This window comes from Streptomyces venezuelae (genome assembly GCF_008642315.1).
Lineage (GTDB): Bacteria > Actinomycetota > Actinomycetes > Streptomycetales > Streptomycetaceae > Streptomyces > Streptomyces venezuelae_D.
On sequence record NZ_CP029192.1, the window covers coordinates 3,657,719 to 3,670,883 of the forward strand.

Below are 13,165 nucleotides of genomic sequence, written 5' to 3' on the forward strand. Positions count from 1 at the left end.
TTAGCGTCCTCCACCAGGTGACCGGCTCCCCACCGCCGTCCGACCCGGGACGGCCGTCGGCCACCACCGCCGAGAAACCCGGCGGCGGCTCGCTCCCCCTGTGCGGGCCGTCGCCGGACACGTAAGGAGCCCCACTTCGTGCCAGCGCACCGCAAGCCCCGACAGCGCTCGCTCAGCGGCAGCACGGTCCGCACCGCCGCCACCCTCGCCCTCGCGGGAGCCGCGTCGGCCACCGCCTTCGACGGCACGGGCCACGCGGATCCCCGGCTCAGCCCCGCCGAGGTGAAGTCCAAGGTCGACTCGCTCTACCGCGAGGCGGAGATCGCCACCGAGAAGTACAACGGCGCCAAGGAGCAGGCGGAAAAGGCCGAAAAGAAGCTCGGTGGGCTGCGCGACGAAGCCGCCCGCAAGACGGAGAAGCTCAACACCGCCCGCAACAGCCTGGGTTCGTATGCCGCCGCCCAGTACCGCGCCGGCGGCATCGACCCCTCCATACAGCTCGCGCTCTCCTCCGACCCCGACCAGTTCCTGGACCGCGCCTCACGTGCGGACCGCGCCGGCAGCCGACAGGCCGTGGCCGTCGGCGAGGTACGGGACCAGATGCGGGAGATCGAGCGACTTCGGGGCCGGGCCGACGACCGGCTGGACGCCCTCCGCACGCGCCAGGCGGAACTGCGCGAGCACAAGAAGACGATCACCAAGAAGCTCGGCGATGCGAAGCGTCTCCTGTCCCGCCTCACCGCCGAACAACGCGCCGATCTCACCGGCCCCGAGGGCGACCGCGCCAGCCGGTCCACCGCCCGCGAAGCCGCCTCGGGGGCCGCCAAGGCGCCCGACGCCCGCGCCGCCGCAGCCGTCTCCTACGCGTACAAAGCCCTCGGCAGCCCGTACGTCTGGGGCGCCACCGGCCCCGACGCCTTCGACTGCTCCGGGCTCACCCAGGCCGCCTACCGCTCGGCGGGCGTCGCGCTGCCCCGCACCACCTACGCCCAGATCGGCGCCGGAAAACGAGTCCCCCGCTCCGAACTGCGCCCCGGCGACCTGGTGTTCTTCTACTCCGGCATCAGCCACGTCGGCCTCTACGTGGGCAACGGCCAGATGATCCACGCCCCCAACCCGAGCGCCCCGGTCCGGCTCGCCCCCATCGACCAGATGCCGTTCGCCGGAGCCACACGCGTGTCCTGACCCACCGGACTGCGCCAGTATTGTCACGCGCATGCCTAGCCGTACGCTGCCTCCGCCCCCGCCACCCGTGTATCTGCGCACCTGGCCGGACCGGCAGACGCTGCTCACCGACCGAGGCATGGCCCTCCAGGAGCTGCACAGGCGACACCTCGGAGTGAGCCGACTCCTGCTGCTGTGGCTGTGCGGACTCGGCGGCGTCACCGGCTGGGCGCTGCTGATCCAGCCCATCCGGTACATCGACGACAAGGACCCCAGCGCCTTCCTGCTGGGCCCGGTCCTCCTGGTCCTCGGCCTCGCGGCGCTGGCCCCCGCTGTCATCGGTGTCGTCCTCGGCATCCGCCACGACCGACGCATACGGCGCCTCGCCGACGCCTGGCTCGCCCTGGACAGCCACCCCGCTTCCGACGCCCGGCTGCGCTCCCCCGGTCTCAGCCTCCTCTGGCTCCTGTCGTCCCTCGCCGTGTGCACACTCGGGCTCTGGACGTCCTTCTCCGCGGCCGCGTACGCAGAGCCGGGCAACGCGACCTACGCCGACGTCATCCTCGGCATGGGTGCCGGCCTGCTCATCTGGCTGACCGGCCTGCTCGGCGCCGCGAAGGCGGTCGGCCACTACCGCTGGGCCCTGCGCAACCTCGGCCCCGCACTACCGGCCACCGCCGCCGCCCACCGCTAGCGCCCGCTCAGACCAGCCGTCGCGCCGTCGCCCACCGCGTCAGCTCGTGGCGGTTGGACAGCTGCAGCTTCCTCAGCACCGCCGACACGTGCGACTCCACCGTCTTCACGGAGATGAAGAGCTGCTTGGCGATCTCCTTGTACGCATAGCCGCGCGCGATGAGCCGCAGCACCTCGCGCTCGCGCTGGGTGAGGCGGTCCAGGTCCTCGTCGACCGGAGCCGCGTCGGTCGAGGCGAAGGCGTCCAGGACGAACCCGGCGAGGCGCGGCGAGAACACCGCGTCGCCGTCCTGCACACGGAAGATCGAGTCCACCAGGTCGGTACCGGTGATGGTCTTGGTGACGTATCCACGGGCGCCGCCGCGGATGACGCCGATGACGTCCTCCGCCGCGTCGGACACCGACAGCGCGAGGAACCGCACCGGGCGCTCCGCGTCGGACATCAACGGCGCGCACCGGCGTAGCACTTCCACGCCTCCGCCGCCCGGCAGATGCACGTCCAGGAGGACGACCTCGGGGCGCGTGGTCGTGATGACCGTGACCGCCTGGTCGACGTCGGCCGCCTCGCCCACGACCTCGACTCCGGTGACATCGGTGCGGCCGATCTCCGCCTGCACTCCCGTGCGGAACATTCGGTGGTCGTCGACGAGGACGACCCGCACACGACGCCCGTCCGCACCGCCGCCCTCGTCCGTCCCGGTCGGCTCGGTGGGCCCGTTCGCCCCGGTCGCGTCGCTCATGTCGTCGCCGTCCTCTCCATCTCCAGCTCGACTTCCGTGCCGCCGCCCGGCACCATGCGGAGCCGCGCCGTGCCGCCGTTGCGCTGCATACGGCCGATGATCGATTCTCGTACGCCCATGCGGTCGTCCGGCACGGAGTCCAGATCGAACCCGGGACCGCGGTCCCGAACGGACACGAACACCGTCTCCCCCTCGACTTCGGCGAAGACCTGCACCGCGCCGCCCTCGCCACCGTACTTGGCGGCGTTCACCATCGCTTCCCTCGCGGCCTGCATCTGTGCGGTCAGCCGCTCGTCGAGCGGGCAGTCGCCGACGACGACGACCTCGATGGGGACGCCGTGCTTGTCCTCGACCTCCGCGGCGCTGCGGCGGACCGCTTCGGCGAGGGTGTCGGGTTCCTCGTCCTCGTCCTTGCCGGTGCCCTCGGGCTTGTAGAGCCAGGCGCGCAGGTCGCGCTCCTGGGCGCGGGCGAGACGGCGCACCTCGCTCGCGCTCTCCGCGTTGCGTTGGATCAGGGTCAGGGTGTGCAGCACGGAGTCGTGCACATGCGCGGCGACCTCGGCTCTCTCCTGGGCTCGGATGCGCATGAGCCGCTCCTCGGAGAGGTCCTGCATCATGCGGACGAGGTAGGGACCTGCGAGCAGCGCCACACCCACGAGCACGGCGAGCGAAGCCTGCAGCACGGCGCCCAGGTGCGCGGCGGAGCCCTGCAGCACGAAGATGCCGGACACACCGGCGCCGACCAGGAGTACTCCGGCCGCCGAGCGGGCGATCGTCAGGGTGCGCCGACGACGGCCGACGGCCATCCAGCGAGCTCTTCGGGCGTTGTCGGCCTGCCGCCAGACGAGGGCGACACCGGCGGCGACGAGCAGGGTCGGGACGACGTACGCCTTCGTCGAGCCGTCCAGGTCCACGTTGCTGACGAAGACCATGGCGACGACGACCATCGCGAGGAGCGCGACGAGTTGTCCCTTGTCGGGCTTGCGGGCGACGAGTCTTCGGCGGCCGTCCGGCATCGTCTCGGCCGTGACGGCCGCGGGCGGCCGCTGGGCGTCCACTCCGCCCACGCCGAGCGGGACGAAGAACCAGAACGCCGCGTAGAGCAGGCCGCCGAGGCCGTCCGCCGTGAACAGGCCGACGAAGATCAGCCGGACCCAGATCACGGGCAGCCCGAGATGTCCGGCCAGACCGCGTGCGACGCCGCCGAGCCAGCGCCCGTCGCCGCTGCGATAGAGCTTGCGCAGCGGTCGGACGTCGTCGATGGGCGGTGCAGCGGCTTCCGGCATGTTCTCGATATTCACACGCGGGCGCGGGTCGGAGCATCAGGGTCGACCCCCGAGACTTCCCTGATCCGTTCCCCTGCCCCAGCCCTGTCAGGGTGCGGCCCGCTGAGCCTCAGGGGCGATATCAGGGTTCGTCCAGGGTCTTCCCGACTGCCGCGGCGGCCCCGCGGCGGTCACCATGGACTCATGACAGATCAGCAGCGCGCCGAGACGGAGACCGAGGCCGCCCTGCACGACGCCTCGCGCGCCGCGCACGGCGTCCCGGGCGGTCCCGCGGACACTCCTGACCCGGGCCTGCCCGCGGAGGAGCGCAAGTTCCGCCGCGACCGCCGGCAGAAGAAGATCGGCGGTGTGTGTGCCGGTCTTGGCCGGCAGTGCGACATGGACCCGGTGATCTTCCGCATCGGCCTGGCCGTGCTCGCGATCACCAGCGGACTGGGATTGGTGTTCTACGGCTTCGCATGGCTCTTCGTGCCGTATGAGGACGAGGAGGAGAACGAAGCGCGCAGGCTCCTCTCCGGCCGGGTGGACGGCCAGGCGCTGACCGCCGTGCTCTTCGCGCTCGTCGGCTGCGGAGTCTTCCTGACGCTGCTGAAGAACGGGGACGCGCTCACCTTCTCCGGCGTCCTCGCCCTGCTCCTCGCGGGCGCCGGGTACTGGTCGCAGCAGCGCGACACCCTCGATCCCGATCCCGTGGCGGCGCAGGCCGTGGCGGACGCACCGCCCGAGGCGAAGGCGCCACCGGTCACCGGGAGCCCTTCGTGGTGGCGCGACCCGATCATCAAGGACGGGACGTACGACGGGATCTCGGGCTACTTCTGGGGTCCCGAGGGCCTCAAGCCCGAGGGTCTCACCGTCGAATACCAGGTGGCGGGCCACCGTGCGGGCGTGCTCCGCGAGACCAAGGTGCGGCCGCCCGCGCCCACCCCCCGAGGGCCGCGCTGGATCGGCGGCTGGGTCTTCCTGACCGCCCTGCTCGCCGGCGGTCTCGGGACCGGGCTGACCTGGGAGGAGCATCCGCTCGGGACGACCTTGCAGGTGGGCCTCGCGTGCGCGCTCGGAGTGTTCGGCCTCGGCATCGCGGTGAGCGCCTTCCTCGGGCGCACCGGGGCGGGTTCGATCGTGCTGGCGGTGCTGACCGCCGGGCTCCTCGCCGCTTCGGCGGCCCTGCCGAAGAACATCACGACGCACTACGCGCACACGGACTGGATACCGACGACGACGGCGGACGTCCGCCCCCAGTACGAGGTGGGGCTGGGCACCGGCACGCTAGATCTGAGCAGGCTCGACGTCGGCAAGGACAAGACGTTGCGGACGAGCGCCGAGGTCGGTGCGGGCAGCATCGACGTGATCCTGCCGAAGGACGCCACCGTGCGGCTGGACGTGGAGGTGGGCGTCGGCGACATCACGTTGCCGGGCGACAAGGACAAGGACCTGGACATCGCTCCGGGCCGGGAGAAGACGGTGACGCTGCGGCCGCCCTCGGGCGGCGCCGGCGGCGGCACGATCGATCTGCGCCTCGAAGTCGGCGTCGGACAAGCGAAGGTGACCCGTGCTACGTCATGAATTCCACCCCGGCAAGCTGGTGGCGGGCCTCTGCCTGCTGACCGTCGCGGTCGTGTACGCGGGGGACGCGGGCGGTGCCTGGGACGCACCGTGGTTCGTCGCGCTGCCGCTGATGATGGCCGGCCTGTTCCTGGCGGGCGTGGCGGCGGCGATCCATGGGATACGTCCGAGAGGTGCGGCCCGTCCCGGCGGCGGTGCCGGGGGCGTCAAGGAGCCACGGGACCAGGGCCTGTCCTAGCGGGTTCGTCCGGGTCGCGGGGTGTCCCACGGCGGGCGGCCCGCAGGGCGTCGAGGGAGAGGACCGCGGCTCCGGCGAGGATCAGCGGCAGCCAGGCCATCAGGTAGGCGAGGTCGTTGCCGTAGTAGTAGGGCTCTTCGTGCCAGCTGACGGTCAGCCAGAGACTGAGCGAGATGAGCGCGCCACCGACCGCGGCGACCCGGGCCAACAGCCCGAGCAGGGTGCCGATGCCGACGGCGAGTTCTCCGAGGGCGATGGCGTAGCCGAAGCCGACGGGGCTCTTGAGGGAGAGGTCGACGAGAGCGGGGATCGCGGAGATGTCGCGGACGCCCTCCATCTGGGCGCCGATCGAGCCCGCGCCGCTCGCCTGCATGAAGGTGCTGTCGGTGAGCTTGTCCAGGCCCGCGTAGATGAAGGTGATGCCCAGGAAGATCCGCAGGGGGAGCAGGGCGTAGCGGGTGGCGGACTCCCGCCAGTCGTCACGCCCGGTGCGGCCGCTACGGCCGGTGTGGCTGATGTGGCTGTTCGTACGCATGCCGTGTGCCATGGCACTCCGCCGCCTCTCGCGTGGCCCCGTCTTTTGACGATACGTACGAAGAGGGGGCGCTGCTCAGCGGCGTGCGAAGGAAGTCGGTGCGGTGGAGGAGGGGGAAACGCTGTGGATCAGTCCGTGACGTCGATCGTGACGCGGTTCGTCTCGACGCCCGCGGCCGTGACGACCTGGACCTCGACGCGGCCGGGTTCCACGTCGACGGAGACGGGCACGGTGAGGACGGCGTCGGTCGGGTTGGTGAAGCCGCCCGGCACGGGGACGAGCGGGACGTGGACGTGGACGGCGCCGATGCGGACGACCGTGCGGGCGAGCCGGTCCGCGTCGCCGGCGCCGGGCGGAACGAAGCCCGCGCCGCGGATCTCGATGTCGTCGCCCGTGCGGATGGGGGCGTCGAGGTCACCGGCCTCCCGCGCGCGGACGACGGAGAGGATCACGGGACGGCCGCCTTCGGCGTACTTCCCCGCCAGGTACGTCGCGGCGGAGACGAGTACGAGCAGGGCGAGGCCCCACGGCAGGTCGGGCAGCTGCTCGGGGCGGCGCGCCAGCCGCACGGCCGCGAAGATCAGGGCGACGGCGCTGATCAGGACGTACTGCGCGTCGGCGAAGCTGCCGCGGCCCGCGTCGTCGGTGAGCGGGTCGGAGGCCCGCGGCCGGTCCGCGCGGACCTTCTGCAGGCGCTGGCCCAGCACGCGCAGGCCGACGACCCTGCGCACCAGGACGGCGACCGCGCACACGACGGCGAGGACGGTCACCGTTCCCGCGGCGCGGGCGAGTTGGAGGCCGTCGATCAGTGCGTCGCGCTCCGTGCGCCCCGAGGCCGCGGCGAGTTCGCCCGCGAGGACGAGCACGGCGAAGACGACGAAGAACACCCAGGCGGCGGCCACGGCGCGTGAGGTGGAGAGCCGGTTGTCCTCGCCGATCACCGGCGCGAGGACCCCGCCGCGCGCCCGGTGCGCGTATGCGGCGCCGGTCAGCAAGCCACCCGTGACGAACGCGGCGAGGAGTCCCGCCGTGCGCGCGTCCGACCAGCCGGCGCCGATGGCGGTGAGCGCCTGGACGAGGAGGAGCACGCCGAAGGAGCCCCAGACGACGCCGAGCGTGCGGGTCCACAGGCGTCCGAGCCAGGCCTCGCCCTCGGCCCTGCCGCGCTCGGCGACGACGCGCGCGGACTGGGTCAGCTCGTCCGACACCCACTGCCGCGAGGCGCCCGCCGAGTGCGCGACGGCCGCGGGCAGCCCTTCCCCCGCCGCGAACCCGTCGCGCTGGGCGAGGAACGCGGCCACGGCACGCCGGTGCCCTTCACGCGCCCCGTGCGGGCAGCCGCCGCACGTGCAACCGCCCCCGTGCACGCCCTGCCCCGCCTCCTGCACTGCCACCGCGTACGCCGCCTTCCCCACCCTCGAAGCCTCAAGGACTTCCCGCGAACTTCCCTGCAGAGAAAGGGAATTGTGCCGTACCGGGAGGCGAACGAATGCCCGGGGTCAGGTCAGCGGGGGTGAAAGGCGCGGCTCGGCGTTGACGCCCAGGTCAGGCCAGCAGATCCGGTTCACTGCGGCTGATGTCCTGCCACAGGGACTGGTAGTTGATCCACGCGACCAGGTCGCTGCCGAGCTGTTCGCGGGTCTGCACCGCCTGCTTGTGGCCGATCAGCACGGGCCGCCCGGCCGCCCGTGCGCTCAGCTGGACCTGGCAGGAGCGTTCCATGGTGATGAACCACCAGGCGGCGGCGTCGACGGAGTCCCCGACCGTGAGCAGGCCGTGGTTGCGCAGGACGACCGCCTTGTGGTCGCCGAGCGCGGTCGCGATCCGTCGGCCCTCCTCAGCGTCGACGACGACGCCGGTGTAGCCGTCGTACAGCGCGTGGCTCTCGTAGAAGGCGCAGGCCTCCTGCGTGATCGGGTCCAGGAGTTCGCCGAGCGTGGAGAGCGCGCGGCCGTGCAGCGAGTGGCAGTGCGCGACGGCGACCACGTCGGGCCGTGCCAGATGGGCCTGGGCATGGACGGTGAACGCGGCCTGGTTGACGTGGTGGCGCCCCTCGACCACCTGCCCGTCGGCGTTGGCGAGGACGAGGTCGCCCACGGTGATGTGCTTGAAGGGCATCCCGAAGGGGTTCACCCAGAAGCAGTCGGTGTGTTCCGGGTCGCGTGCCGTGATGTGGCCGGAGACTCCGTCCTCGTAGCCGAGCCTCCCGAAGATCCGCAGCGCGCCGGCGAGCCGTTCCTTGCGGTGCCGTCGTTCGTCCGCCACGGAGGCGTGGACGGGCGGCATCGCGAACTGCAACCGCTCGACGGGTATCGGTGTGGGCGCCTGCATGTGTCCTCCATCCGTGGCTGTACGGGGCGGAAGTTACCGGCGGGAAGCACAGGAGGACAGGGGTGCGACGCGATCAAGGGTGCGGGGTGCGGCATGGTCGGCGGGGCCGTGAAGGGCGACAGCGGGACGGTGAAAGGCGACAGGAGGTGTCGGGTATCGGCGGCAGACTCGACGTATGACGTGGAATTGGGAAGCCTTCGCCACCGCAGAGCCGGATCTCGCCGCGACCGTCGAGAAGCGGTTCGGCGCGTTCACACACCACACCCTCGCGACGCTCCGCAAGGACGGGTCGCCGCGCACCACCGGGCTCGAAGTCCGATTCCTGAACGGGGAGTTGTGGCTCGGCATGATGCCGAACTCCCTCAAGGCGCTCGACCTGCGCCGCGATCCGCGTTTCGCGCTGCAGGCGAACCCGGGGCCGGGCACGGAGATGGCGGGCGGCGACGTCCGCATCGCGGGGCGGGCGGTCGAGGTGCGGGACCCGGTGACCGTCGCGCGGTACACGGACACGGTGAATCCGCCGGACCCGGACGCCTTCCACCTCTTCCGTGCCGAGTTGACGGAGGTGGTGCGGACCTTCATCGAGGACGAGAAGTACCTGGCGGTGCAGCTGTGGAGGCCGGGCGCCGGAGTCCGGGTCACGCGGCGGACGTGAGAACGCCGGTGCCGCCCGTCCGTGGCGAAGACGGAAGGGCGGCACCGGCGCTCAGCGAGCCTGGGAGAGGTCGACCCCGGGGGTCACTCCCACTCGATGGTCCCCGGCGGCTTCGACGTCACGTCGAGCACGACGCGGTTCACGTCGGCGACCTCGTTCGTGATGCGCGTCGAGATCTTCGCGAGGACGTCGTACGGCATGCGGGTCCAGTCGGCCGTCATGGCGTCCTCGGACGAGACGGGGCGCAGGACGATCGGGTGGCCGTACGTGCGGCCGTCGCCCTGGACGCCGACGCTGCGGACGTCCGCGAGCAGGACGACCGGGCACTGCCAGATCTCCCGGTCGAGACCGGCCGCCGTCAGCTCCTCGCGGGCGATGGCGTCGGCCTCGCGCAGCAGGTCCAGGCGGTCCTTGGTGACCTCGCCGACGATGCGGATGCCGAGGCCGGGGCCGGGGAACGGCTGGCGCTGGACGATCTCGTCCGGCAGGCCGAGCTCGGCGCCGACCATCCGGACCTCGTCCTTGAACAGCTTGCGCAGCGGCTCGATGAGCTGGAACTCCAGGTCCTCGGGGAGCCCGCCCACGTTGTGGTGCGACTTGATGTTGGCGGTGCCGGTGCCGCCACCGGACTCGACCACGTCGGGGTAGAGGGTGCCCTGGACCAGGAACTCCACGGGCTGGTCGCCGGGGGCCTCGGCGACGATCTCCGCCTGGGCCTGCTCGAAGACGCGGATGAACTCGCGCCCGATGATCTTCCGCTTCTCCTCGGGGTCCGAGACCCCGGCGAGCGCGGCGAGGAAGCGCTCCTGCGCGTCGACGACCTTCAGCTGCACGCCGGTCGCGGCGACGAAGTCCTTCTCGACCTGCTCGGTCTCGTTCTTGCGCATCAGGCCGTGGTCGACGTACACGCAGGTCAGCTGCGAGCCGATGGCCTTCTGCACGAGGGCGGCGGCGACCGCGGAGTCCACGCCGCCGGACAGCCCGCAGATCGCACGCTTGGTGCCGACCTGCTCACGGATCGCGGCGACCTGCTCGTCGATGACGTTGTCGGTCGTCCAGTCCGGCTTGAGGCCGGCGCCGCGGTAGAGGAAGTGCTCCAGGACCTGCTGGCCGTGCGTGGAGTGCATCACCTCGGGGTGGTACTGCACGCCGTACAGCTTCTTCTCGTCGTCCTCGAAGGCCGCGACCGGCACGACGTCCGTGGACGCGGTGACCGTGAAGCCCTCGGGGGCGGCGCTGCACGCGTCGCCGTGCGACATCCACACGGACTGCTCGGTCGGGGTGCCCTCGAAGAGGGTGGAGCCGGCCTTGGATACGGCGAGCGGGGTGCGGCCGTACTCACGGGCGCCGGTGTTGTCGACCTTGCCGCCGAGGGTGGTGGCCATCAGCTGGAAGCCGTAGCACATGCCGAAGACGGGGACGCCGGCCTCGAAGAGCTGGCGGTCGAGCCTCGGGGCGTTCTCCGCGTACACCGACGAGGGGCCGCCGGACAGGATGATCGCCGCGGGCTTCTTCGCGAGCATCTCGGAGACGGGCATCGTGCTCGGCACGATCTCGCTGTAGACGCGGGCCTCACGGACGCGACGGGCGATGAGCTGGGCGTACTGCGCTCCGAAGTCGACGACCAGAACGGTGTCGGGAGCGGCGGCAGCGGGGGGCGCTGATGGCACGGCGGCGGCCTTCCGGCGTTGAGCTTGAGCGGTGCGTGAGCAGAGGCTCGTGCGTGAGCAGGGGGTCTGTGTTTGTCAATTCTAACGGGCCCGGCGCGCCCCCTTCGTCGTATCCGACGGGCACACACTCCCGCCCCGGCGGGCGCGGGCCTCCCGTACCGGCGGGCACGACCCTCCGGCCGGCGGGGGCGGCCCTCCCGTCCCGGCAGGCACACCCCCGTGGGTCGGAGGCGTCTCAGCATCCGAGCCGTACGGGGTCCCGGTTGACCCGGCACGCGCCGGTGGGGGCATACTGGCCCCGTGACCAAGCACCTCAGCTTCCTCTTTACCTATGGCAACCGGCCTGCCGGCTGCCATGGTCGAGCTGCTTGATCCCACCGACAAGCGACTTACCGGGCGCCCCGGGCCGACAAGGCCCGGGGCGCTCTGTCGTACGCGGGTCCTGCCGATCCGGGGCACCTCTTCCGACAAAGGAGCCCCGCATGACGACCACGACCACGACCGCCACTGCCGTCACCGCCGCCACCGCCGCCTCCTCCGCGGACAAGACCGGCGCCCGCACTCCGGAGGCCGCCGGGGTGATCGAGAACGCCCGTGAGCGGATCGACGCGCTCGACGACCGGATCATCGGCCTCGTGCAGGAACGCATGGCCGTCTCCGCCGTCATCCAGGAGGCCCGCATCACCTCCGGCGGCCGCCGCGTGAACCTCTCCCGCGAGATGGAGGTCCTCGGTCACTACAGGGACGCGCTCGGCAAGCCCGGCACGGCGCTCGCGATGACGCTCCTGGAACTGTGCCGCGGCCGCGTCTGACCGCGCCCGCGTCTGACCGAGAACGTGTCTGACAGCGCCCGCCCCACGGCCCCGGCGGCTGCGGATCTGAGTTCGGATCCGCTCTCACCCGTACGGCGCGTGACCGGTCGCGGAGAGGCTTCGTTGGTCTCAATGTCCGTGTCAGCCAGGTGCGGGCCCGCAAGAACCACGCGTGGCTCCGCTGGAGCGATGAGGTGCAGGGATCGCTCCCTGCACCGTGGGACCTCGCTCCAGCGACGTGACCGGACGGCAGGGGACAGCAGCCCGGTCACCCAAGAGAACGGTCGGCTTCGGGGACGCCCGGAGCCGGCCGGCCTCCGTCCCGGCTCCCGGGCCGAATCCCCGGCCTTCCCCCCTCAGATGCGGTCCAAACGGTTGCGCAGTGAACAACCCATCCAGCACGATGCGTAGAAGGACGGGCAGCGAGTCCCGCCGCCCACAATTTCATTGCCAATGGTCGATACCACGCGAGCGCCCCTCGTGCGCCGGGTCGGCCACCGGCTCCTCGACCAGAGCGGCGCACTCCCCCCCTGCGCCGTCCCGAGGCATCGACGCGGCCCTGACGTCGTTGCCGACAGCCAAGGGCCCCGCGGATCCGTCCCGCGGGGCCCTTCGCTCTTCCGGCTTCCGGCTTCCGGCTTCCGGCGGCCGACGCCGACCACGCGCCCTCCGCCGGTATCGCCTACGCCGCCTGCTTCGCCTTCTCCACCTTCTTCACCTGCGCCTCGACGACCTCCGCCGGTACGCCGAACTTCTTCGGCTTGAGCAGATTGATCGAGTAGAAGGCCGCGAGCGTCGAACCGCTGCGGACGACGGTGAAGCTCATCGGTGTCTTCTGGCCCTCGATGAGGCCCACGACCTTGTACGAGACCGCCTCGTCGCCCGCCTTCGGCGTGGGCAGCGCGGCGACGTCCCGATACTTGGAGTCCGCGTGCTCGTAGGCGGTGCAGTTCTTCGTGGCCGTCCGCAGGTCGTCCATGACCTTCTCCGCGTCGGGCTGCTCGTGCGCGAGCAGCGCGAGCGAGATGACCGTGGCGTCCAGCTCGTCGGGGCCGGTCATGATCCTGCCGACGCGGGCCTTCGCCGACGGCTGGGTCGCGAACATGAACATGTCGGCGAACGGCTGGCAGGCGGCCGGGTCCGCGGGCACGGTCTGCGAGGGCATGTCCTCCGCGGACATCTTCTCGACCTTGTAACCCTTGAGATCGCCCTTGGCGAGCACCGCCTTCTCCAGGTCGGCGGCGGACAACGCGGTCGACTTCTTCTCGGCCGGCTTCTGCTTGGCCTGCTGCCCGGACTGCTTCTTGTCGCCGGAGCCGCTGCCGCTACCACTACCGCTGCCGTTGTCGCCGCTGCCCTTGTCGCTGCCGCACGCTGCGGTCAGGCCCAGCGCGACCATGACGGACGCGGCCACGACGGCCCGAGACACAGATGACTTCACGTTTCCTACCTTCACGTGTCACGGCGCGGGCGACGGC

General features: G+C 71.5%; 13 protein-coding genes. 6 read left to right on the forward strand and 7 right to left on the reverse strand.

The annotated features are described in order from the left end of the window. The first annotated feature begins 138 nt into the window (after window positions 1–138). Window positions 139–1,185 (forward strand): NlpC/P60 family protein, encoded by a 1,047-nt coding sequence (locus tag DEJ48_RS15415; protein ID WP_150216669.1) that lies wholly within the window; start codon window positions 139–141, stop codon window positions 1,183–1,185. Between the two features lie 31 nt (window positions 1,186–1,216). Next, complete coding sequence (locus DEJ48_RS15420) at window positions 1,217–1,858, forward strand: hypothetical protein (protein ID WP_150216670.1); 642 nt, start codon at window positions 1,217–1,219, stop codon at window positions 1,856–1,858. Window positions 1,859–1,865: 7 nt separating this feature from the next. Here DEJ48_RS15420 and DEJ48_RS15425 read toward each other — a convergent pair whose 3' ends face one another. Then, complete coding sequence (locus DEJ48_RS15425) at window positions 1,866–2,597, reverse strand: LuxR C-terminal-related transcriptional regulator (protein WP_150216671.1); 732 nt, start codon at window positions 2,595–2,597, stop codon at window positions 1,866–1,868. Then, complete coding sequence (locus tag DEJ48_RS15430) at window positions 2,594–3,883, reverse strand: ATP-binding protein (protein ID WP_150216672.1); 1,290 nt, start codon at window positions 3,881–3,883, stop codon at window positions 2,594–2,596. The genes DEJ48_RS15425 and DEJ48_RS15430 overlap by 4 nt, the downstream gene beginning before the upstream one ends. Window positions 3,884–4,066: 183 nt before the next feature. Between DEJ48_RS15430 and DEJ48_RS15435 the strand changes: the two genes are divergently transcribed. Both DEJ48_RS15435 and DEJ48_RS15440 read left to right on the forward strand, forming a co-directional pair. Beyond that, the gene (locus DEJ48_RS15435; protein WP_150216673.1) at window positions 4,067–5,446 is read left to right on the forward strand and encodes a PspC domain-containing protein; all 1,380 of its coding nucleotides are present in this window, start codon (window positions 4,067–4,069) and stop codon (window positions 5,444–5,446) included. Further along, complete coding sequence (locus DEJ48_RS15440) at window positions 5,433–5,684, forward strand: hypothetical protein (RefSeq protein ID WP_150216674.1); 252 nt, start codon at window positions 5,433–5,435, stop codon at window positions 5,682–5,684. The genes DEJ48_RS15435 and DEJ48_RS15440 overlap by 14 nt, the downstream gene beginning before the upstream one ends. Here DEJ48_RS15440 and DEJ48_RS15445 read toward each other — a convergent pair. The 3 genes from DEJ48_RS15445 to DEJ48_RS15455 all read right to left on the reverse strand — a co-directional run bounded on the left by DEJ48_RS15445 (window position 5,653) and on the right by DEJ48_RS15455 (window position 8,550). Further along, the gene (locus DEJ48_RS15445; RefSeq protein ID WP_411757460.1) at window positions 5,653–6,219 is read right to left on the reverse strand and encodes a DoxX family protein; all 567 of its coding nucleotides are present in this window, start codon (window positions 6,217–6,219) and stop codon (window positions 5,653–5,655) included. The two genes, DEJ48_RS15440 and DEJ48_RS15445, sit on opposite strands and share 32 nt — an antisense overlap. A gap of 128 nt (window positions 6,220–6,347) precedes the next feature. Continuing rightward, window positions 6,348–7,613 (reverse strand): hypothetical protein, encoded by a 1,266-nt coding sequence (locus DEJ48_RS15450; protein ID WP_150216678.1) that lies wholly within the window; start codon window positions 7,611–7,613, stop codon window positions 6,348–6,350. Between the two features lie 151 nt (window positions 7,614–7,764). Further along, the gene (locus DEJ48_RS15455) at window positions 7,765–8,550 is read right to left on the reverse strand and encodes a class II aldolase/adducin family protein (RefSeq protein ID WP_150216680.1); all 786 of its coding nucleotides are present in this window, start codon (window positions 8,548–8,550) and stop codon (window positions 7,765–7,767) included. A gap of 175 nt (window positions 8,551–8,725) precedes the next feature. Here DEJ48_RS15455 and DEJ48_RS15460 point away from each other — a divergent pair, with 175 nt between their 5' ends. Further along, window positions 8,726–9,205, forward strand: coding sequence for a pyridoxamine 5'-phosphate oxidase family protein (locus DEJ48_RS15460; RefSeq protein ID WP_150216682.1), 480 nt, complete (start codon window positions 8,726–8,728; stop codon window positions 9,203–9,205). An 83-nt stretch (window positions 9,206–9,288) separates the two neighbouring features. Here DEJ48_RS15460 and guaA read toward each other — a convergent pair whose 3' ends face one another. Then, on the reverse strand, window positions 9,289–10,875 hold the full coding sequence (gene guaA / locus DEJ48_RS15465) for a glutamine-hydrolyzing GMP synthase (protein ID WP_150216683.1): 1,587 nt from the start codon (window positions 10,873–10,875) through the stop codon (window positions 9,289–9,291). A gap of 482 nt (window positions 10,876–11,357) precedes the next feature. Here guaA and DEJ48_RS15470 point away from each other — a divergent pair, with 482 nt between their 5' ends. Further along, complete coding sequence (locus tag DEJ48_RS15470) at window positions 11,358–11,687, forward strand: chorismate mutase (RefSeq protein WP_150216684.1); 330 nt, start codon at window positions 11,358–11,360, stop codon at window positions 11,685–11,687. A 682-nt stretch (window positions 11,688–12,369) separates the two neighbouring features. Here DEJ48_RS15470 and DEJ48_RS15475 read toward each other — a convergent pair. Continuing rightward, on the reverse strand, window positions 12,370–13,128 hold the full coding sequence (locus DEJ48_RS15475) for a hypothetical protein (protein ID WP_223832058.1): 759 nt from the start codon (window positions 13,126–13,128) through the stop codon (window positions 12,370–12,372). Window positions 13,129–13,165: the final 37 nt, after the last annotated feature.